General features: G+C 46.2%; 18 protein-coding genes. 2 read left to right on the plus strand and 16 right to left on the minus strand.

Features of this window, described 5'->3' with window-relative positions; translation table 11 throughout:
• Window positions 1–267: 267 nt before the first annotated feature.
• From Q0081_RS09010 to Q0081_RS09035, 6 genes are all read right to left on the minus strand, one after another.
• The gene (locus tag Q0081_RS09010; RefSeq protein WP_298351719.1) at window positions 268–1,572 is read right to left on the minus strand and encodes an MFS transporter; all 1,305 of its coding nucleotides are present in this window, start codon (window positions 1,570–1,572) and stop codon (window positions 268–270) included.
• Window positions 1,569–2,210 (minus strand): bifunctional 4-hydroxy-2-oxoglutarate aldolase/2-dehydro-3-deoxy-phosphogluconate aldolase, encoded by a 642-nt coding sequence (locus Q0081_RS09015; protein WP_298351722.1) that lies wholly within the window; start codon window positions 2,208–2,210, stop codon window positions 1,569–1,571. The genes Q0081_RS09010 and Q0081_RS09015 overlap by 4 nt, the downstream gene beginning before the upstream one ends.
• Window positions 2,211–2,349: 139 nt before the next feature.
• Window positions 2,350–4,557, minus strand: a complete 2,208-nt coding sequence (locus Q0081_RS09020) for a PQQ-binding-like beta-propeller repeat protein (RefSeq protein ID WP_298351724.1) — start codon at window positions 4,555–4,557, stop codon at window positions 2,350–2,352.
• Window positions 4,558–4,681: 124 nt separating this feature from the next.
• Window positions 4,682–5,653, minus strand: a complete 972-nt coding sequence (locus tag Q0081_RS09025) for a hypothetical protein (protein ID WP_298351727.1) — start codon at window positions 5,651–5,653, stop codon at window positions 4,682–4,684.
• A 56-nt stretch (window positions 5,654–5,709) separates the two neighbouring features.
• A complete protein-coding gene (locus tag Q0081_RS09030; RefSeq protein WP_298351753.1) occupies window positions 5,710–6,951 on the minus strand; it encodes a mandelate racemase/muconate lactonizing enzyme family protein in 1,242 nt (413 codons plus the stop codon).
• A gap of 186 nt (window positions 6,952–7,137) precedes the next feature.
• Window positions 7,138–8,493 carry an enolase C-terminal domain-like protein gene (locus tag Q0081_RS09035; RefSeq protein ID WP_298351729.1) on the minus strand — a complete coding sequence of 452 codons (1,356 nt, stop codon included), beginning with the start codon at window positions 8,491–8,493 and terminating at the stop codon, window positions 7,138–7,140.
• 955 nt (window positions 8,494–9,448) lie between these two features.
• Here Q0081_RS09035 and Q0081_RS09040 point away from each other — a divergent pair.
• Entirely contained in the window at window positions 9,449–10,081 is a 633-nt protein-coding gene (locus Q0081_RS09040) for an NAD(P)H-dependent oxidoreductase (RefSeq protein ID WP_298351731.1), read from the plus strand.
• Between the two features lie 27 nt (window positions 10,082–10,108).
• On the opposite strand, the gene Q0081_RS09045 is transcribed toward Q0081_RS09040, so the two are convergent.
• From Q0081_RS09045 to Q0081_RS09090, 10 genes are all read right to left on the minus strand, one after another.
• The gene (locus tag Q0081_RS09045; protein WP_298351734.1) at window positions 10,109–10,948 is read right to left on the minus strand and encodes a helix-turn-helix domain-containing protein; all 840 of its coding nucleotides are present in this window, start codon (window positions 10,946–10,948) and stop codon (window positions 10,109–10,111) included.
• Between the two features lie 14 nt (window positions 10,949–10,962).
• Window positions 10,963–11,562 carry a cupin domain-containing protein gene (locus tag Q0081_RS09050; protein WP_298351736.1) on the minus strand — a complete coding sequence of 200 codons (600 nt, stop codon included), beginning with the start codon at window positions 11,560–11,562 and terminating at the stop codon, window positions 10,963–10,965.
• A gap of 127 nt (window positions 11,563–11,689) precedes the next feature.
• Entirely contained in the window at window positions 11,690–12,307 is a 618-nt protein-coding gene (locus tag Q0081_RS09055; protein WP_298351738.1) for an N-(5'-phosphoribosyl)anthranilate isomerase, read from the minus strand.
• Between the two features lie 93 nt (window positions 12,308–12,400).
• Complete coding sequence (locus Q0081_RS09060; protein ID WP_298351740.1) at window positions 12,401–15,061, minus strand: SdrD B-like domain-containing protein; 2,661 nt, start codon at window positions 15,059–15,061, stop codon at window positions 12,401–12,403.
• Entirely contained in the window at window positions 15,012–15,449 is a 438-nt protein-coding gene (locus tag Q0081_RS09065) for a hypothetical protein (protein WP_298351755.1), read from the minus strand. The genes Q0081_RS09060 and Q0081_RS09065 overlap by 50 nt, the downstream gene beginning before the upstream one ends.
• Window positions 15,350–16,426, minus strand: coding sequence for an SdrD B-like domain-containing protein (locus Q0081_RS09070; protein WP_298351742.1), 1,077 nt, complete (start codon window positions 16,424–16,426; stop codon window positions 15,350–15,352). The genes Q0081_RS09065 and Q0081_RS09070 overlap by 100 nt, the downstream gene beginning before the upstream one ends.
• A gap of 18 nt (window positions 16,427–16,444) precedes the next feature.
• On the minus strand, window positions 16,445–16,768 hold the full coding sequence (locus Q0081_RS09075) for an SdrD B-like domain-containing protein (protein WP_298351743.1): 324 nt from the start codon (window positions 16,766–16,768) through the stop codon (window positions 16,445–16,447).
• Window positions 16,756–17,478, minus strand: a complete 723-nt coding sequence (locus tag Q0081_RS09080; protein WP_298351745.1) for a hypothetical protein — start codon at window positions 17,476–17,478, stop codon at window positions 16,756–16,758. Before Q0081_RS09080 ends, Q0081_RS09075 begins: the two co-directional genes overlap by 13 nt.
• 96 nt (window positions 17,479–17,574) lie before the next feature.
• Entirely contained in the window at window positions 17,575–18,138 is a 564-nt protein-coding gene (locus Q0081_RS09085) for a hypothetical protein (protein ID WP_298351747.1), read from the minus strand.
• Window positions 18,135–19,535, minus strand: coding sequence for an SdrD B-like domain-containing protein (locus Q0081_RS09090; protein WP_298351749.1), 1,401 nt, complete (start codon window positions 19,533–19,535; stop codon window positions 18,135–18,137). The genes Q0081_RS09085 and Q0081_RS09090 overlap by 4 nt, the downstream gene beginning before the upstream one ends.
• 501 nt (window positions 19,536–20,036) lie before the next feature.
• Here Q0081_RS09090 and Q0081_RS09095 point away from each other — a divergent pair.
• Window positions 20,037–20,696 carry a hypothetical protein gene (locus tag Q0081_RS09095; RefSeq protein WP_298351751.1) on the plus strand — a complete coding sequence of 220 codons (660 nt, stop codon included), beginning with the start codon at window positions 20,037–20,039 and terminating at the stop codon, window positions 20,694–20,696.
• Window positions 20,697–20,985: the final 289 nt, after the last annotated feature.

Here is a 20,985-nt window from a genome sequence, read left to right on the forward strand (position 1 = left end):
GCGAGTTTTTTGTAATCAACTCTCCGTTTTTCCAAAGAACTTCCTCTTAGAGTATGTTTAAAAATTTTCTGCTTCGGATTGGCAATGTTGAAAAATTTCATTTGGTGAGCCCCTTCATTTCTTTTGCTTGCCCAAAAGAAACGAAGCAAAGAAAAGGGCAGCCTGTCCAAAGCTCCCCCGCGCAAGCCTTACGCGCACCACGCTGGACAGGCACTTTCCCTGCGCAAGGTTTTGTTTATTAGTGATTTACAAAATTTAAACATCCTTTTACTCCAACTCTGTCAACTCCAACATTTTGGATTTTCGGGTTAGCAAATGAATGATGAGCCAGGCAATCAGGTACGTACAACCGCAAATGGTAAAGATGATGTTGTAGCCACCCGCCAAATTTCCGGCGGCTTTGTAGGTATCCAATAAACTTCCAATTAACATCGGGAAAAAGATACCGCCCACCGCGCCGGCCATCCCGCCAATGCCCACAATGGAGCTTACTGCTTGCTTAGGAAATAGGTCAGAAGGCAAGGTAAATACGTTGGTGGCCCATGCCTGATGCAACGCTACGGCAAAACTAATCAGTCCTACGGCAACCCACACATCGGTAGCAAACTGAATGAGCAATACTGATAATTCCAGAACGGCAATCACCAAAATTACCGTTTTGCGCGCTTTGATAACGGGCCAGCCGCGCTTGATGAGTTGTGACGAAAACCAACCGCCACTGATGCTGCCTACTGTGGTAGCCGTATAAATAAGCATTAATTCCAAACTGGGTTTTTTGAGGTCTAAACTGAAAGTGGATGCAAAATAGGAGGGAAGCCAAAACAGGAAAAACCAATAAATGGGGTCAATGAGCCCCTTTCCCGTAATGTAAGCCCACGTTTGGGGAAAGGAAAACAGTTTGATCCAATTCACCTTCGATTTCTCGCCTCCCCTTTGTTCTTCCTTTTCCTGACCATTCACGATGTAGTCGTATTCTTCAGTTGTCAGTCGTTTTTGCTGTGCCGGAATATCGTAAAACAAAAGCCAGAAAATTAGCCAAACGAAGCCCAATGCGCCTGTAATCCAAAACACTTCCTGCCAACCATACCGGGTCAATATCCAAGGTACAAGCAATAAAGCAACGACCACTCCCACACTGGTTCCGGCATTGAAAAGCCCCGTTGCCAATGCCCGTTCTTTTTTCGGAAACCACTCCGCCACGGTTTTAACGGCTGCCGGATAGTTTCCGCCCTCTCCCAAACCTAACCCCACCCGCGCCAAGCCAAAGCCAAAAGCACTCCGAGCGAGGGCGTGCAGCATTCCTGCGACGCTCCAAAAAATGATGGTGATGGAATACCCTTTCTTGGTGCCTATTTTATCAATCAACCAACCCAGTGCCAACAGACCGATGGCGTAAGCAGCCGTAAAAGCCATGATAATGCGCGCATAATCGGTTTCTGACCACGTAAATTCCTTTTCTAAAATGGGTTTCAATAAACCGATAATCTGCCTGTCCAAGTAATTGATGGTGGTGGCGGTGAACAATAAAACCACAATCAGCCAGCGGTAATTTTTGATTTTCGGGGCGCTCATCGGCGGGTAAGTTTTTTGGTAAATTGTAAAAAATGTGTTTTGAGTTTGTGCCACTCTTTGTCCTGAATCAATTTTTTATCCAAAAGCTGTCCGCCCATGCCCACGCCATCGGCGCCCGCGTTGAAAAATTCTACCATGTTCTCCAGACTTACGCCGCCAGTGGGCAATAATTTCAATTGATTCAGCGGGGCTTTCAATTCTTTGATGTAGGAAGAACCCATTTGGGTAGCCGGAAACACCTTTACCATGCTGGCACCCAAGCTCCACGCTTTGAAAATTTCGGAAGGCGTAAACGCTCCGGGAAAGATAGGAATACCCTGTTTGACGCAGGATTTGACTACTTTTTTATCCAAAATAGGAGTTACGATAAACTGCGCTCCCGCGTCTAATGCTTTCTGCAAGTCCTCTTGTGTACAGACCGTTCCCGCCCCAATGTTTAAGCCTTGCTGCTCATTTTCAACGGCATATTGAATGATTTTTTCGGCATCAGGCGTATTCATAGTGATCTCAATGGTGGTCAAACCCGCATCCCGATAAATGGGCAGAATCTGAGCTACTTCTTCCAACGACAATCCCCGAATAATGCCCACAATGGGCGCTTTGTTAAATAATTCCCACGAAAATGTGCTTTTGGTCATAGGGGTGCAATTGTGAATTAGTGAATGGTGATTGAGTGAATAATTAACAAATAAGTATTTAGGCAACAATATCCTATATTTCCTTATATGCCTTATATGGTTTAATAAAAGTGCTTAAAGCAAACCGAATTTGAATGAATTAAGGCAAGGAAAAAGCGACGTACTTGCCGCCGGGTTTTAGGTCATAACGGGTGCCGCCGCAGGCAATGGCGATGTATTGTTTTCCTTTAACCCTGTACGTAATCGGCGTAGCAAAACCGCCTGCCGGTAATTTGTATTCCCAAACAACCTTCCCCGTTTTGGTGTCAAAAGCCCGTAATTTTTCATCGTAAGTGGCCGCAATAAAGAGCAAACCTCCTGCTGTGACGACGGGGCCTCCGTGGTTTTCGGTGCCCGTGGTTGGAATTCCTTTTTTTGCCAATTCGGGATATTCGCCCAACGGCACTTTCCACACATACTCACCCGTGTTCATATCAACCGCATTGAGCGTACCCCAAGGCGGTTGGATGACAGGGTAATTGGTAGGGTCTCGAAACTGACTGAAACCCCTGTTTTGATACGCAGGAGTGTACGGAAATAGGTTGCCTTTTTTGGTTTCCACCGCCGTCACTTGGTGAATATCGTCAGTTTTTACAGGAGCTTCCGTTTTAAGGAGATAATTGACGATGGCCTCACGATCCGGCTTGGAAATATGCTGAAAAGAGGGCATTCTGTTACGTCCCGTTTCAATAAGGGTACTGATTTGCTGCTTGGTCAATCGTTTTCCAACGTCTTTTAAATTGGGATAGGCTTGCGTATTTGCCGCGTTCGTGGTTTTAGAATCTGTTGCGTGACAGATTGCACAATTGGTGGTAAAAAGTTTCTCGCCTTGGGTCAATGCGCCGGTATTTTTTTGTGCGGCGGTGGCCTGCATTCTCAACAACCAAAGCATATTGTTGGCATTCACATACATAATTCCGTTCGGGTCGGCGGCACTGCCTCCCCATTCGGCACCGCCACCTATTCCGTAATAAAGCGTTTCTTCTGGGCTCGGTGGCAGGTTTTTTTGTCCACCCCGGCTTTTTTCAAAAACAGAAAGGGCATACGCTGATGACTCCGAAGAAATCGTGGACATATCCGCTTTGGTAAACGACTGATTGGAAAAAGGCGCAGGTTTGGTCGGAATGGGCTGAGTCGGCCACGGAGCTTCACCGGGCAGGGCTGCCACTTTGGGAGAAGGTACTTCTTTGACGGGAAACAACGGTTTACCCGTCTCTCGGTCAAAGATAAAAATAAGCCCGTCTTTGGTGGCCTGCGCTACGGCGTCCACTTTTCGGGGCCGCCCGTCGGGGCCGTTTTGCGTTACCGTAATCAGGTTAGGCGGGCAGGGAATGTCTCTATCCCATAAATCATGGTGAACCGTCTGAAAATGCCAGATGCGTTTGCCCGTTTCGGCATTTAAAGCAATGATACAATTGGCGAACAGATTGGCACCCTTGCGGTCTCCTCCGTAAAAATCAACCGAAGGGGAACCCGTTCCCAGAAAAACCATTCCCCGTTTTTCGTCTACGACCATGCCGGCCCAACAATTGGCGCCGCCGAGTTTTTTATACGAATCTTTCGACCACGTATCGTAGCCGTATTCACCGGGAAGCGGAATGGTACGAAAAACCCACGCCAATTTTCCGGTGCGAATATCAAAGGCGCGAATGTGACCGGGGAGGGCATCGCCTCCTTCGGAAACCGATGAGCCCATAATGAGCAAATTTTTGAATACCACACCGGGTGTAGTGGAACGAATGTTGAACGTAGTGACATCGTAACCCAATGTTTTTGAGTCGCCGAGCCCGGCGTGCAAATCAACTAGGCCATTTTCTCCAAAACTCTTGATTGGGTCTCCCGTCAACGCGTTGAAGGCCATGAGTTTTGAGCCTACGGAATAAAGGATTCTTTTGTCATTTCCTTCTTCCCAGTACACTACCCCTCTGACGGGGTGAAAACTTGGTTTTACGTTGGGGTTGGAAAACGGGTCCACTTTCCAGAGTTGTTTGCCGGTGGCAGCATCTGCCGCAAACAATTTCAGGCGAGGAGTGGTACCATATAGTACGCCGTTGATGACAATCGGTTGGCACTGAATGTCATTACCTCGTCCATCCGGATTATTGTTTTCGCCCGTATCGTACGACCACGCCACTTGTAATTGACGGACATTTTGAGCATTGATTTGAGTCAATTCCGAATATCGGCTTCCTGCGCTGTTGCCGCCGTATTTGGGCCAGTCTGTGTCTTTATCAGTTGTTATTTGAAAAGTAGCACCGCAAATCAGTAAGGTAAAAAAACTACCCAAGGCATATTTCCAATAATTCATTTTTTTCCTTTCTTTGAAATTCTATGAATGGAACACTGATTTTTAAGATTATTATGATCATTCCGGACAATCATAATTTTATCTTAAGAATCTTACACAATCAGCGTTCTACCAAATCATGAGATTAACGAGCGATAAATTTATAGTTGATTTTCCACTTTACTTCTTCCTTCGGTTTCACCGACAGTTTGATGTAAGGCTCGGGACACGAAGTAGTATGGCACGCCCAATACACGAATTTCGCCAAAGGTTGATCGCAGGTAATTTGTACACTTGCCCCGGTTTTGAGGTTTTGAATGAGAATATCGTAGTCGTCGGGTGAAAGGCCAAAGCCCTGCAAACCGGCCGTAAATACAAAATTGCCCGATTCAAGTTCTTTGGTGTACGAAATGGCTCTGTTTTCGGTTTTCGCAATGGAGCCAAACCCTTTACCTTCGGCTTTGATTTCGTAGGGAAACGAGGTGTAAATGTTGGGTCCCGTAGGTTCGTTATCAATCATAAAAAAGTTATGATTGTACATTTGGGTTTCGATGGGTTTTTGCCCGGTGTTTTTTAAACTGTGTTCCAACACCATTTCGGGTTTTCCATTGAGCAGTTTTACGGTTTTACGGTACACATATCCATAGCCGGCAGCGTCAGAAATGACGTGGGTAAATTCAATTTTATCAATCGACTTTTTTACGGTCCATTTTCCTCCATTTTTAATTTGATAGGGTGTATTAAATGAATAGGGTTTTGCATCGGGTTTAATCAATGACCCAACTCCGATTTTTAAAAATTCACCGCCAATTTCTGCTTCGTTCATTCCCACGGCTACAAATTCTTCTACGGGGCCGGCAATGGCATCGTGGAGTTGGGGGTCATACTTAGCAGGATTCCAGATGCCAAAATAAGAGTGTTTTCTGTATTCCAGTCGCGGCATTACGCCTGCCCAATCAAACCGCGTTCCCTGATAATACCCTCGATTCGCATCGGGTAGGTACAATTCCGCTTCAATCTCGCCATTGGTAATTTTGGCCGAAGGAAAATCTTCCGAAGGAATAAACCCTCCGCAAAAGCTGCCGAGCAGGACGAGCACTACTAAACTTTTTTTCATCTGAAATTTTATGCTGAAAGAATGAATTAATCTATTGTTTTTGAGCCTTCCCGTAACTACCAATTGTGAATGGAGCCGTCAGGGGCTTTTAATACTGGGTGTGGGAACTTGGTTTTTTCTTTTACTTCCATCACAAACGTGGCTTTTTGTGGGTCAAACTTGACGCCCAAGCCCGGGCTGTCGTTTAAATACAGTTTGCCGTTTTTAAAGTTAATAAAATCCTCGTTAAAATACGGTGGACGTTCCGGTTCGCCGCCACCCAATTCCATCAAACAACGCATGGGACTGCTTGCGCCCAACACGTGCACGAGAGCCGCTGTGGACAAAGGTCCCGTAAAATGCGGAATCATTCCCACGTAATGCGTTTCGCATATAGACGCTATTTTCTTGAATTCGCTGATGCCGCCGGTATTGGGCAACGTGAAACGAGTGTAATCAATCTGACAATTTTCAATCAATTCGTTGGTATCCCAACGGTCGCCGAACTGTTCTCCCACCGCAATCGGTACTTTGGTCATGGCCCGTACGGTTTTGTACACTCCCGGATTTTCGGAACGCACAATATCTTCGACAAAATAAGGTTCGAGATTTTCCAACGCCGAGCAAATTTTCAATCCATCGGTCATGTCAAAACGCGTGTGGAGGTCAATAGCCCATTTACCTCCTCCGCCCACGGCCGCGTCAATTCGTTTGCAGAAGTCAATGGTTTTCTTGACGTTATCGTAAAAATCAAAAGGTTCTTCACCGTTGCCGCCCGTGGGTCCAATCCGATACGAACGAAGCCCGGCGGCAATGCAATCCTGCGCTCTGCCTTCTTCCGTTTTAGCTTTGGAGGCTCTGAATCCCGTGGCGTAACATTCCACATAGTCGCGGGTAGCACCGCCCAGCAGTTCGTAAACGGGAACGTTCAATGCTTTGCCTTTAATATCCCACAGCGCCATTTCCAAGGCTCCCAGTCCGTGTAATTTCTCACGCCCCGGGGGATAAAACATGCCGCGATAGAGATACTGCCAAAGGTGTTCGATGCGGAAAGGATCTTCCCCAATCATCATTTGAGCGCATTGCTCTATCATGTCTTTGGAGCCGCCTTCACCGATGCCGATAATGCCGCCGTCGGTTTCTATTTCTACAATTCCCCGCGCCTGATTGAAAAGCGGTTTGTTATATCCCGGTGCTGCGTAATAGCGAATTTTGGTGATTTTCAATTTTGAAGCGGCTTGTGCTTCGTACAACGGTAACCCAACAGCTAAGGCGGTTGAGCCTAAAACCGCCGTTTTTAAAAAATTTCTTCTTTGCATCATGTTAAGGGTTTGAGAAAAGGGCTAAAGGACATTTGCAAATGGACTGCGTTGGATGAATGGTTCTACGGTTCAACTATATATGTATTGTCCGTGAGGACACGGGCAATGCCAAGGGGTTGTATAGATAGTTAATTGTTTGATTTTGCGGTATTTATTCACTAAACCACTAATTCACTCATTTATTTAGGGTCGTATAATCGTTCCGTCAAACTTCCTCACCTGCCAGTTGGATTTGGTGGTGATGGGGTATTTGGCCGCTTCTTTTTCGTTGATATCAACGCCGATACCCGGTACTTCATTGACCGACATATAGCCGTTTTTCATGGTAGGGCAGCCCGAAAAGACTTCCAGCGTTTTTTCATTGAATGAGACCGCTTCCTGAATCCCGAAATTCCAAACTGCCAAATCAATGTGCGCGTGAGCCGAGTGACCCACGGGTGAAACGTCTCCCGGACCGTGCCAAGCCGTTTTGATGTTGAACCATTCTCCCAACCGAGCCACTTTCATTGCCGGTGTAATGCCCCCGATTTGCGAAACGTGGATACGGATATAGTCAAACCATTGGTTGACCATGGGTTCTACAAATTCGTTGATATTATTGAAAAGTTCTCCCATTGCAATCGGCACCGACGTGCTGGTACGAAGTTGCTTAAACCACTTCATGTTTTCGGGAGAAAAAGGATCTTCGATAAAGAATGGACGATAATCTTCTAATTTCTTTATCATATTGATGGCATCCATGGGTTGAACCCGTTCATGGATGTCGTGGAGTAATTCGATTTCATCACCGCAACCTTTCCGTACGGTTTCAAACAAGATGGGAATGGATTTGAGATACGTGCGTTCATTCATGTAATTGTCGCCTTCGCCCCCAAAACCGGCCGCTTTGAAATCGGGTTTTTGCTCCGTACTGCCAACTGCGCCGTAACCACCCTGTTGAATCCGGATGTATTTGAAGCCCCGTTCCATGATGCTTTTTACACTTTCAACCGTTGCTTCGGGGGTATTGCCGTTGGCGTGGGTATAGCAGGGAATGGCAAAACGAACTTTACCGCCGAGGAGTTGGTACAACGGCATCCCAGCCCGCTTTCCTTTAATATCCCAAAGCGCTTGGTCTAATCCGCTGAGAGCATTGTTCAAAACGGGACCGTTTCTCCAATACGAACTCACGTAAGTAGATTGCCACATGTCTTCGATATTATCCACGTCTTTACCCACACAAAACTCGTTAAGGTAGGTATTGATGGCCACAATCACGGTAGCGGCACGTTGGGTAAAGGTAGCACATCCTAAGCCGTACAAACCCGGCTCGGAAGTTTCGACTTTAACCACAATCAGATTGGAGCCTTGCGGAGCCGTAGCGATGGCTCGGACACTCGTAATTTTGACGGGTTTCATGGCTTTGGCGTACGATGGAGTTTCTTTTTCTTCGCGGGCTTGGGCGTTGGAAACACCGCCGAAAAGTCCAAGCAGTCCTGCCGAACCGCCAAGACCCAGTTTTTTGATGGTTTCCCGGCGGTTTATGTCTATTTTATTCATAACCAATGAGATAAATGTTTAAGAAGTAAAAGCCGCGGAAGCCGAAATTTTACTTTTTATCTCCGGAAAACCCAATCCCTAAATCCCTTTCTCCAACTTGGAGAAAGGGATTTAGGGATTGACCTAACTTGGTGTCAAACAATTTCATACAGAATCAGAAAGTTGAACTACTGTTTTTTGAAAAAATAAATAGCCGTAAGACAAGGTCCTACGGCTATCTTTCTTAACCTAAACTAAATCGTATGAGAATTCTTTATTGAGAATGTCGGAGTTGAAAACTTTTGACAAAATTCCGGAAAAGATTTTAAGCACAAATCACCCGTTATGCGCCATTTTTAATGCTGTTTTTCGAGGGCAAAAGTAATGAACTGTCTTATCATAAGGATTGAATCGTTTGTTAGGGTTTATTTAAGTTTTTTGCCATTCCTGACTATGGGTGTAGCTAAAAATGAGGGAGGTAACCCAATTCTATTTTATATTTTGGGGAAGAGGGATACTTTAAACGAAGCGGTTTGGGCGAAAATAACTGAAAATTTGGCCTTTAAATCATAAATCAAACTTCACAGTAGGGTAACATTACCTGGAATAGACCACTAAAAATGGGTGATTTTTAGCCTATCTGAATTGGAGAACTTTGTTGTGGCAATTGCCTGCAGTTGGCTTTTGACCAACTTCCTTCGGAATTGCCTTGAACGAAAGTGCTTTGTATGGTATTACGAATTGGCTCAATGTAACCTACAAAAGTGGTTTCAATACCTAATCAAACGCTGAATACATTCAGAATCTAAGTAAATAAAAAACAGGGCAATAACTCGCTGACAGGCTGGTGTTAATAAGCAATTGTCGCGCTTAGATACCCTCAGGTGCGGTAGGTTCCCGTTCCTTAACAGAACTATTTCTCAAAATAAATGTTGGTGTATGTAATGACAATAAATGTATTTACATACAATTGATTATGGACCTAATAGAAAGCTTACAGTGGAGATATGCCACTAAGAAAATGACGGGCGAGAAAGTACCGCAGGATAAAATTGATTATATATTGGAAGCGATACGTCTTTCACCATCCTCGTCGGGTTTGCAGCCTTACGAGATTTTGGTCATCACCAACGAAGAATTAAAGGAAAAAATAAAACCCATTGCTTACGGTCAAGGTCAAATTACGGATGCATCACACATTCTAGTATTTGCAGCTTGGGATAAATATACGGTAGAACGAATCAATACTTCTTTTGCCCGCTCCAATGCTGAAAGAGGCTTGCCCGACAGCGCAACAGATGCCTACCGTACCCGATTGATTGGATTAATGACCAACCAAACGCCGGAACAGAATTTTGCACATACGGCCAAACAATCTGCCATTGCACTGGGTATTGCGATGGTAGCAGCAGCAGACCAACAAGTGGATGCCACTCCGATGGAAGGCTTTGACGCACTGGCTTTGGATGAACTTTTGGGCTTAGCCTCAAAAGGGTTGAAAAGCACGGCTATCCTAACCTTGGGTTATCGCGATGAAGCCAACGATTGGCTTGCGAAATTGAAGAAGGTAAGAACCCCCAAAGAGCTTTTATACACTCATTTCAACTAAAAAAGAGTCAACCCCTCTCTGCTTGTTTTAGGATAGGCTATGCCCAAGCGAAGTATAAATTCTGACCTGATGGCGTTGCTCATCTTCGGACAGTAGAGTGGGGGTTGTTCCCGAAAATTCTTTAAAATCGCGCAGTAAGTGCCTGAAATCGTGGTAACCCGTTAGGCAGATTACATCCAGCCAATCCAAATGCGGGTTGTTTTCTTTCAGACGAAATGCCTTGCTGAATCGAACAATACGGCTGAATGCAATGGGACTTAGACCCATTTTTTCGTAAAACTTTCTTCTGAACTGCCTCGTACTTAGGCAAGCAACGTCAGCCAATTGCTCAATAGAATAGTTTTGAAGCGGATGAAGCATCAATTGGAATGCTTTGTCAATAGGCTCTGCTTGGGGGCGATTACGGGCATATTGTCTTACTAAAAAACCTTCCACTAAAGCCGTCATCAGATTGTAATCGTCTGTCGAAGCCAACTGTTCGTTCAATTCTCTTATTTCTGCTGGCCAAATTAAGGCGCTGTCCAGCGAAAAATCAAAAAACTTAGTCATGGGCATTTTGCCCAGCAGCGCATGAAGACCACCGGGCTGAAAAAATACCGCAACGGTCAGGTGATTGGGATGCAGTTCTAAGTTTACCCGACTAACCTGAGGACCAACAATAATACTTTTGTCGGCTGTCATCACTTGTTTTCCTGTTTCTCCTTTGAAAGAAACGACCGGGTCGCGAGGGTAAAAGTAGAGACACTGGTCGGGTCCTGCTGGAAATGGTTTCACAATCGGTACATCACCCACCTGCGCGTGCATGACCATATACCCCCGAACATAGGGGCGCAAGACAGGAGTGGGTGCATAGAAATGGAAAAACATATCACACGGCTTTATTACAAATGTACGTGATACTTCTGCATTAGTTCGGGCAGTTTATCGGGAAAATAAACGATGTCGTGCCTTTTTTCCAATTCGGCAAAATCCTGCGGTTTCGGCGGTACTCCTTTGCTCAGCAGCAAACTGATGTCTTTGAGGTATTCTTCGTGTCCTCCGGGAATGCTGAATTCCAAACACTTGGAAGGTTGCTGGCCCGAATTCCAAAACGTATGCATCACACCGCGTGGGCGCAGATGTAGGTCACCCGCTTTGAGTTCAAAAACTTCATCCCCCACCAAGACTTGAAGAGTGCCTTCAAGGACAAAGCAAATTTCATCAAACGTCTTGTGTAAATGGGGAGGAGCTCCCAAAAAGCCGGGAGCAAGAGTCGCTTCCGCTACGGCCACATGTCCGTGAGTTTGCGCTTTTTGAAGTTTTAAAACCATCGTGCCTCCCCCGATTTTCAAACGTTCGCCTGTGCCATTGGGAACGTAAATCGGTTTATTTTCCTCCGTGGGAGATTGGGCAAGTGAAATAGCCGGAGAGGCCATTGAACCCAGGGCGGCAGTACCAAGCAATTGGATTAAATCACGTCGATTATAAGAAGGAGTTGTCATAGTTTTGGTTGTTTATCAATGCAAAACTATGACGGGAGAAGGCCAAAATAGGTGTAAAAAACGGACATTAGCAACAGAAGTTACTCTTCACTCACTGACTCCTCACTCCTGACCTCTCGCTACTGCTCTACTCCTCTTCCAATGCTTCCAAAACATTCATCAAATCACCGAAGTCTTTGTAGCCCGGGCGAATCTCCTCACCGCCGCGCAGGGCAATGCCCGATATGTTTACGTCATCGAGCAGGAAAGTGGCATTTTCGGTCGTGATTCCGAAGCCCAGTAAAATGGAGAAACGAGCTGAAAGTGTATTTAAGAAGTCTTGCCAATCGCCGGCAAGCGGTGTGTCAGACCCGGATTCAAGCAGAAAATAGGTTACGTACGGGGCATTTTTGACCATTATCTCCTCGATAGTGTCTGCATCCTGATCCGCTTCTACTTTCAAAATCAGAGGCCTGGCCGTTTCGCTTTTCAGCCAAGGCAATAGTTCCGCATTGCTGATTTGAATGGCATTGGGTTGATAGCGTTCTATTTTTTCCAGAAGAAGGCTTGCTTCAGTCAGTTCAGTTTCAGCAACAATCTGCACGCCGGCTATCCACGAGCGAATGTCATTGAATTTTTTGAGGTCAACGTACGTTTCGGCAGCTTCGTCAATGGAAAATCCTAACATTTCTACGCCCATTCCTGCACAATATCGGGCATCGGAAAGATTGGTTACGTTGCTTATTTTTACTACGGTTTTTAGCATAATTTTTAGCGATGGATGGACAAATATACACCCTAAAATTAAAAATCGCTGTCAGTGGTTACCAACAGCGATTTTTCGTCTTCTTCCCTTTTACTACTTTTTTCTTTTTCTAACCGTAAACGGAATGCATAAATCTTCGGGGCAGCAATTGACTCCCGGCTCAATAATGACTGGACAACAACCGTTGGTCGGACAGGTCTGATTGGTGGCCGTGAAGGTATACGTACCCACTTCGGTCAATAAGACCACATTCCCCGTGGCAACTGCTGTGCTTCCTCCGTTTTTAAACCACTGTACATTGCCCAGATTAGCCGGTACACTTGCCTGCACTTTCTCACTGGCACACAGCTTGATAGGTACGGTAAAGCATTGATGATCAATGTCATCTTCTCCGTCTTTGCTGTTGCTGGGCGTTGAGTCAATGTCCTTCTCGTTGGTTTTTGAGATTTCAGCGGTGTTGAAATGAACACCCTCTTGGGTGGCTTTCACTTTGTAAGTCAATGTAACGGTGTCACCGTTGGCAGGTACGCCTGCCGCAGGAACGCCTGCCGCAGCAATGCCTCCGATGGTCCATTTGATGACATTACCCGTGATGCTCGCACTACCTCGACTCGCCGTGAAACTACCTGTTTGGAACTGCACCGTTGTCGCAATGGAGTCGGTGACCTCTACGCCCGTGGCGTTGGTGTTGGATTCATTCCACACTTTCAAGGTATAGGCCAACACATCGCCGATTTGAGCGATTTTGGTGTTGATGGACTTCTTCAAGGCCAAATCCACTTCCTTGGTGTAATCTTGGGCATTGATGGTGGCCATTACTCGGCCTGTGCTAATAGCTGCCAGACAAGTAGGGTCGGTGCTGCGGGCTTGGGCGTAGAAAACCGCACCCGTGGTTGGTACTGTTCCTGATGGCTTGTAATTGAGTCCCGTAAAGACCGCAGTACCACCCGTTGGCTGTGTGAACCATTCTACCGTAGCCAATCCCACTACCGTCGCTTTGATGGTTGGGAAGGTGTCTCCTGCACAAGCCGTCATACTTGGGGTGAGCAACATCGGTAATGCTGGGTTACAGTTACAGTTCGGCCCAGTAATGAGGGTATCAAACTTGCAAACCGCACTCAAGCTGTCGGTGATTTTGATGGTAGCCCCCGAAGGTATGCCCGTGACGGTGTAAGGATTAGCACCCGTCAGCGTCCCTTTATTTACTTTGATGATGCCATTTTTACCTGTCACACTGAAAGTGATGCTGTAAGTTTGAACATCTGCCGAGCAAACGGGTGCACCTGTCAAGGTTACTTTTGATTTCACACAAGGGACAACCAAGCCTGCATCAACTGTGAAGTTATTGGTCGTCAACAATTCCGTCGGGGTAGTTGGATTGAACACTGGATTCAAGGTAACCACCTGACTCAAGCCCGATGTGGGGTTGAAATCCGAATCTTTGGTGTCGTCACTTGGAATGTTTTGCTTATTGGTGATTTCGCACGTATTTGGCAAAGTTGTCTTATCTATCTCAACAATATAGTCCCCTGCCAACAAGCCAGTGAACAGGTACAAACCATCCGTTCCTGTGGTTTTGGTTTGCAGAATGCTACCAGTTTTGGTACCGCCCAAAGCTGCGTAGAGATTCACTTTGACTCCTGCCACGCCTTTTTCCGTGGGCAAATCTTGTAAACCATTGTCGTTGACGTCTTTCCAAATCAAGTCGCCAATTGAACCGACGGGTTTGTCGCAAGTTGGCGCATTGACTTCGATGGAATCTTTACAAACACCGTTGGTGACAATCAATCGCACTTTGGCTACTGTCAATGGCACGTTCGCCACGGAGTCACCAGTTACTGCTATCGCTGCACCCGTCGCTACGTTCTTGGCCGTTACCACTGCACCCGCAGGTGATTTGGTAAACTTGATGGTGTAAGCTGTACCATTTTGACGACAAACTGGGAAACCATTGGCTACTGATACGGTTGCGTCTTTGACCAATGCCTTCACTGTCACGGTTGTATCTTTGAAACAGGTGTTGTCTTTGTTGAACACTCGTATCGTCCATGTCGAATCTGCCGCGTGGCTGATGTTGCCTTTGATCAATACTGGCAATGTTCCTACTGCCGTAGCCGAAGCATAGGCTGGGCTTGTGTAGGTCACTCCTTTGCTCACGCCGTATTTGTCACCGTTGGTGGCTGTCAATTCAATTTTACCCGCTAACAAGCAAGTGGGGTCAGTAGCACGTACCGTGCGAGTGGGCACAATGCACACTTTCACCAATCCTGCATCCACCGTCAAGTTGTTGGTCGCTAAAATCTCCGTCGGAGTTGTAGGATTAAAGACTGGATTTAACGTCACCACTTGGCTCAAAGCAGTAGTTGGATTGAAGTCTGAGTCTTTCGTATCGTCACCGCCTGTGTTTTGTTTGGTGGTGATGGCACAGGTATCTTTCAAGCTCGTTTTGTCTATTTCGACGATGTAATCGCCCGCCAACAATCCCGAAAACAAGTACAAGCCATCATTAAGCGTTGTTTTGGTTTGCAGAACAGGTCCTGTTTTTGTGCCGCCAGAGGCCGCGTACAAGTTCACTTTCACCCCTGCCACACCTTTTTCGGCTGGTAAATCCTGCAAGCCATTGTCATTGACATCTTTCCAAATCAAGTCGCCTATTGAACCGACGGATTGGTTACAAACTGGGGCTGTTACATCAACCGAGTCTTTACAAACTCCATTGGTAACAATCAAACGTACTTTGTACGGGCGAAGCAATGTTGGCTACTGAGTCACCTGTAACTGGAATAGCCGCGCCCGTCGCTACGTTCTTGGCTGTCACCACTGCACCCGCAGGTGATTTGGTAAACTTGATGCTGTAAGCTGTGCCGTTTGAGCGACAAGCTGGGAAGCCGTTATTGACCGAAACCGTCGCGTCTTTTACCAATGCCTTCACCGTGACGGTGGTGTCTTTGAAGCAAGTGTTGTCTTTGTTGAAGACCCGTATCGTCCAAGTCGAATCTGCCGCGTGGCTGATGTTGCCTTTAATCAACACTGGCAATGTACCTACTGCCGTCGCACTGGCGTACGCTGGCCCTGTGTAAGTCGCGCCTTTGCTGACACCGCATTTGTCGCCGTTAATTCGATTTTGCCTGCTAACAAGCAAGTTGGGTTCGTGGCTACCACAGTACGCGTTGGCACAATGCATACTTTCACCAAGCCCGCATCAACCGTCAAGTTGTTGGTCGCCAAAATCTCGGCTGCCGTCGTCGGGATAAACACGGGGTTCAAGGTCACCACTTGGCTCAGACCCGAGGTTGGGTTGAAATCCGAGTCTTTGGTATCGTCGCCTGGGATGTTCTGTTTGGTGGTAATGGCGCAAGTATCTTTCAAGCTCGTTTTGTCTATTTCGACAATGTAATCGCCCGCCAAAAGTCCCGTGAATAGGTACAAGCCGTCTGTTCCTGTGGTTTTAGTTTGTAGAATCGAACCTGTTTTCGTACCACCAGAGGCTGCGTACAAGTTCACTTTTACGCCCGAAACACCTTTTTCGGTTGGCAAGTCTTGCAAGCCGTTATCATTGGTATCTTTCCAAATCAAGTCGCCGATTGAACCTACTGGTTTGTCGCAAACAGGCGCAGATACATCAACCGAGTCTTTACAAACTCCATTGGTGACAATCAATCGTACTTTCGCCACGGTCGAAGCAATGTTGGCTACTGAGTCGCCTGTTACGGGAATGGCCGCGCCTGTGGCTACGTTTTTCGCTGTCACCACTGCACCCGCAGGTGATTTGGTGAACTTAATCGTATAAGCTGTACCATTTACGCGGCAAACTGGGAAACCATTGGCTACTGACACGGTTGCATCTTTCACCAATGCCTTCACTGTTACGGTCGTGTCTTTGAAACAAGTATTGTCTTTGTTAAACACCCGAATCGTCCAAGTTGAATCAGCCGCGTGGCTGATGTTGCCTTTGATTAACACTGGCAACGTACCTACAGCCGTCGCACTTGCGTAGGCTGGGCCCATATAGGTAGCGCCTTTGCTCACGCCGTATTTGTCGCCGTTGGTGGCTGTCAATTCAATTTTACCCGCTAACAAGCAAGTGGGGTCAGTAGCACGTACCGTGCGAGTGGGCACAATGCACACTTTCACCAATCATGCATCCACCGTCAAGTTGTTCGTCGCTAAAATCTCCGTCGGAGTCGTAGGGTTGAACACAGGGTTCAAGGTCACCACTTGGCTCAAACCAGTGGTTGGATTGAAGTCTGAGTCTTTCGTATCGTCACTACCTGTATTCTGCTTGGTGGTAATGGCACAGGTGTCTTTCAAGCTCGTTTTGTCTATTTCGACGATGTAATCGCCCGCCAACAAGCCCGTGAATAAGTACAAACCGTCTGTTCCTGTGGTTTTGGTTTGCAAAATACTACCTGTTTTTGTGCCGCCTGATGCTGCGTACAAGTTTACTTTCACACCTGCCACACCTTTTTCAGTTGGTAAATCTTGTAAACCATTGTCGTTGACATCTTTCCAAATGCGGCTTTGGCAAAAGAAGCCCCTCCCGTATATACTTCATAAATAGACGTGGGATTACCTGTGCTATTGCTAATCCAACGGAAGCCCCCCGCATTCAATACATTATCAAGTGGATCTACTGCGGTGTAAATAGTTTCGCCCGAACCTGGACGAATTGCCAATCCGCCCATCGCGGTTTCGGCATGGGCATAAATGCCATCAGTTACTTGGTTATCACTATAAAACTCACCAAATCCTGGCCCTTGTCCATTATTGACACCTGAGCCAACAGCAGGCCCAGCCTTGGCATTGTTTTCTAATACGTATGAACCATTCTGATAATATCCACGTAAAATATCACCGCCAAGAACGTTGCTGTACGAGCCACTGCCTTCGGGCGACCAGTTCTGAAAGCCCGTTTGGAAACCAGTTCGATCGCCAATGCCTAATACAATAGAACCATCTGTATCAAAGGCGATGTCGGTCAAGATTGGAACAGGGTGCATAACACCTACCCAAGGGGCGAATCCATTAGTAAAGAAAACATCTTTCCAATCATCCGACCAAGGATACCAACCTGTATGACTCGTAGTTACCCAAAAGGCAAATCCCTTGGGATATGTAAGTGGAAAATCAAACACTGGATTGGTATCGAAGACATTGGTAGTCAAATTCATTCTATATACATACGCTCGCAAGTCACCTGCACTTTTAGAGGTGCTAGCATCACAAACTACTCCAACGTAGGCATAGCCTTTATAGATTTTGACCGCTCAAGGGCGTGTGCTACCATTTTCACAACCTGGGTCAGGAATGGCTACTTCGGCACTTTGCGACAGCGAAGACAAATTTAGCACGTGCAATTTCTTCTGAAACAGGTTCATGAAGTAAAGCGAATTGCCATCTTCGGAGATGTCCATCCCTCCCATTCCTACTTTACCCACTGCCGTGAAACCCTGAGCGTCGGCACTTTGCGCGGTTTTAGCCCCCAATCCACGGGTTGCATTATCAGCAATACTGCCCAAATTGACCCCGAGAGTCGTAACATCTACCAACGTGGTGGTGGCGTTGGTGGTTAGGTCTGTTTTGTAGATGGCACCTAACCCCCCTGGCCCCATCCCCATGTGTCTTCTGACAAACGCCGCCGAATAAAGTGCCTTACGGTACTTATCGTAAGTGGTTGCCCAAACAGTACCTACCTGCGGAATACGTGCCAAATAAGTAGCGTTGGGGTCATTGCGGGGAGCTGTAAAATTATAAGGAACTGACACCAGGGCCGCTTCGGTAGCAGTACCAGAGTCTTGTGGATCTCCATTGATATAACAAGGAACAATCAAATCACATTTGGATTAGTTTGACAATAATCCACGTTGTTGAGAACCCCTAAGTCAATCGAACAATCGGGGGCATTGACAAACTGTACCGTGGTACGGCCATCTACGCCATTGAGCGTACCCATACTCGCATAAGCAGGTAAGTTTGCGAACTCTACACTTATTTGATAACTGCTTGCCGAAAGACCCGTAAAGCTATATGCCCCAAAGGCATCGGTAGTAGCCGTAGCCACAAGCTGGTTGTTGCAGTCGTAGGCTCGAACTGTCACGCCAGCAATACCTGTATATTCGCCACTATTTTTCACTCCATCAGCATTGAAATCATTGAAGACCTTCCCACCTGTCTGATTAACCGCACAAGTTGTTGGCGGACAGGGGGCCTGTAGTGTAATGGGGGCACTGGTGGCAGGACAAGAAGGTGCATTGTTCCAAGTAGCAGTAACACTTTGTCCCGAGGTCGTTGTACTTAAATCAACCTCAAAAGATACCACCTGAGGACTATGAATAAATGTAGCACCATTTTGATTGTAGGGGGGGTAATCTACTAAGTTCCTTCCTGGGTTGATGGTTTGGGTTTGACCAGCATAGGAAACCGTAATCGGACCAACGGCATTGGCCCAGCCTACCTCCACGCTGACGGTTGCTTTACTAACTCCATTGACTGAGTAACAGCCCGCTACCGTTGTTTTATTGATAGTCAGCGTACCAGCCCCATTCAGGGTAAGAGGAATGATCTCTAAGCCACTTAGAATACCTTGAGGAAACGAACTACCCGTAGCGGCCTCAATAGCCAAAGACAGGTCTCCGTTTGTAACGGTTGTTGTATAAGATTTTACTACTGCCGCATTGGCAGTGTTGCCTGAGGCCGCAAAAGGGCTATAGGCCGCATCTACCAGGGTGCCATTGAGCGTAATGTCCAGAATACGACCTGCTACTGCCGATATAGTTGAATGATGCAGTAATACTTGATAAGTACCATTAGGCACGGCAATATGCCAGTCGAGTTTTGGAGCTCTAACAGTATGCCGATAAAGTTCCTCAGACGAGGTGCCCGTAGCACCCCCTACGTTCGCATTGGCAATGGGTGTACCAAGTGAGTCATCCCAATTAGTCGCTGGTAGATTGTAGGTATAATTGTTGATAAAAGTACGTCCCTGTGCATCTGGCACACTTACGTTACGGTAATCGCCCACTATCCTTATAGGCTTGGGTAAGGTGGTAACAGGACAGGTTTGCGCGTGCGCTTGTTCAAACACCAGCAACAAGCCCATTAGGGGCAGGAGGTTTACTGCTATTTTAGGCAAGCTTATAATCTGCCTCCAAAAAGAAAGCAAAAAGTAGGTTAAGTGCCTTATCCATGACATGGAAGAAAGCGTGAAGTAGGTAAAATGCTTAAACATAGTGATGATGTTGTAGGGAATGTATAACTAAGACACGTATATTGTTCCTCTTACAACCCATCAAGGATTGTGCAACTTAACGCAAACGGTAGTCAAAGAGTGGACTAATAACCTGTGAGGTGTACCAATCGAAAGGTGGGGAGTATCAATAGAAGTGGATGAACCGTTTTGTCAAAAAACATGCCAAGCCCAACATATTATTATACCGCAGCGGTAGTTGGCAATGAGAGGACAAATTTAGTCGTATTTTGTTGGGGGCTCTCCACGGCAATTGTGCCACGGTTGCGTTTTAAAAACCTACTTATCATAAGGATGCCCAATCCGAGACCATGCTCATTGATTTGGGCTTGGTAGGGGGTATCAAATTAGAAGAGTTGTTGAATACCATTCTTTGTTTTTGTCATTCTGTAGAAATCTACCTCATTTTTGGTGAGGCAGCAGCGCAGGATAGTGTTTACAGTTTTTGAGTATCTTTGTTAGAGTAATCAAAACCAAAGTGAGATGGAGACCAAACCAACACAACGATTTTATCAGTTTAGAGGCGATAAAATGATGGATACCTTTGGTATTAGGCCTGTAAAACAATGTAGTTTTCTTGAAGAATGGCTTAATGCTTATACAAACTTAACGGACTTTGAAGATCAAACATTAGAGGCCGCCCTCATACGCTACGAAAAAATGGGAAGAGGCTGGAATGAGGAAGAACTTAAAATGCACTTTATCAGTGCTGTTTTGAACGTGGCCGACCCCAATATAGAAGGCGTTTGCAAAACTTTTTTTGAACGTCCTTTAGATGGGATAATTGGACAGTATGAACTGCACGTTATCACTGATTGTATGGTAGCCACGCCTAAATTAGGTGGTAGTCCTGATAAGCCTTTTTTTTTCTTACAGGAATTCAAGCAAGCGCAACTTTGGGGAAAGACAGACCCACAAGGGCAGATGCTGGCAGCAATGCTACTGGCACAGCAACAAAACGCAGACGGAAAGTGTATTTACGGCTGCTTTGTGAAAGAAAATAACTGGCGTTTTGCAACACTTACAGGCTCGGACTATTGCGTAAGCCCACAATTTGACTCAACCAAAAAGCCCGAACTTCTCCAAATCGTCTATATCCTGCGCAAACTTAAAGAGCTGATTTTAGCACGGGTTACGCCATAACAGCCTTTGTCATTCCGACCATAGGAGGAATCTACACCCAAGCGGTCACAGACCCCTCTCCCGAAAGCGTTCGGGATCGGGGTGACAAAAATGCTCGTCAGGGTGCTCACAACCCGACCCATAACTTACCCTTTTGTCATTCCGGGGCTCACGCCTTTGTCATTCCGACGCGGGGCCGCCCTTTAGATTTGCACTTTGATTATTTATAATAAAAACTGTTATTACTGTAAGTTTTCTTTTTGCTTCTTTTTCTTTTGTTGAAATGTGGATAAGTGAGATATTTACAGTA

The organism is Runella sp. (genome assembly GCF_027484545.1).
Classification (GTDB): Bacteria; Bacteroidota; Bacteroidia; order Cytophagales; family Spirosomataceae; genus Runella.

Coding starts and splice junctions, on each gene's coding strand:
- Q0081_RS09010 (WP_298351719.1), bottom strand. CDS start 1,572: ATGAGCGCCCCGAAAATCAAAAATTACCGCTGGCTGATTGTGGTTTTA.
- Q0081_RS09090 (WP_298351749.1), bottom strand. CDS start 19,535: ATGTTTAAGCATTTTACCTACTTCACGCTTTCTTCCATGTCATGGATA.
- Q0081_RS09045 (WP_298351734.1), bottom strand. CDS start 10,948: ATGTTTTTCCATTTCTATGCACCCACTCCTGTCTTGCGCCCCTATGTT.
- Q0081_RS09025 (WP_298351727.1), bottom strand. CDS start 5,653: ATGAAAAAAAGTTTAGTAGTGCTCGTCCTGCTCGGCAGCTTTTGCGGA.
- Q0081_RS09020 (WP_298351724.1), bottom strand. CDS start 4,557: ATGAATTATTGGAAATATGCCTTGGGTAGTTTTTTTACCTTACTGATT.
- Q0081_RS09095 (WP_298351751.1), top strand. CDS start 20,037: ATGGAGACCAAACCAACACAACGATTTTATCAGTTTAGAGGCGATAAA.
- Q0081_RS09080 (WP_298351745.1), bottom strand. CDS start 17,478: ATGAATTTGACTACCAATGTCTTCGATACCAATCCAGTGTTTGATTTT.
- Q0081_RS09030 (WP_298351753.1), bottom strand. CDS start 6,951: ATGCAAAGAAGAAATTTTTTAAAAACGGCGGTTTTAGGCTCAACCGCC.
- Q0081_RS09015 (WP_298351722.1), bottom strand. CDS start 2,210: ATGACCAAAAGCACATTTTCGTGGGAATTATTTAACAAAGCGCCCATT.
- Q0081_RS09040 (WP_298351731.1), top strand. CDS start 9,449: ATGGACCTAATAGAAAGCTTACAGTGGAGATATGCCACTAAGAAAATG.
- Q0081_RS09050 (WP_298351736.1), bottom strand. CDS start 11,562: ATGACAACTCCTTCTTATAATCGACGTGATTTAATCCAATTGCTTGGT.
- Q0081_RS09035 (WP_298351729.1), bottom strand. CDS start 8,493: ATGAATAAAATAGACATAAACCGCCGGGAAACCATCAAAAAACTGGGT.
- Q0081_RS09055 (WP_298351738.1), bottom strand. CDS start 12,307: ATGCTAAAAACCGTAGTAAAAATAAGCAACGTAACCAATCTTTCCGAT.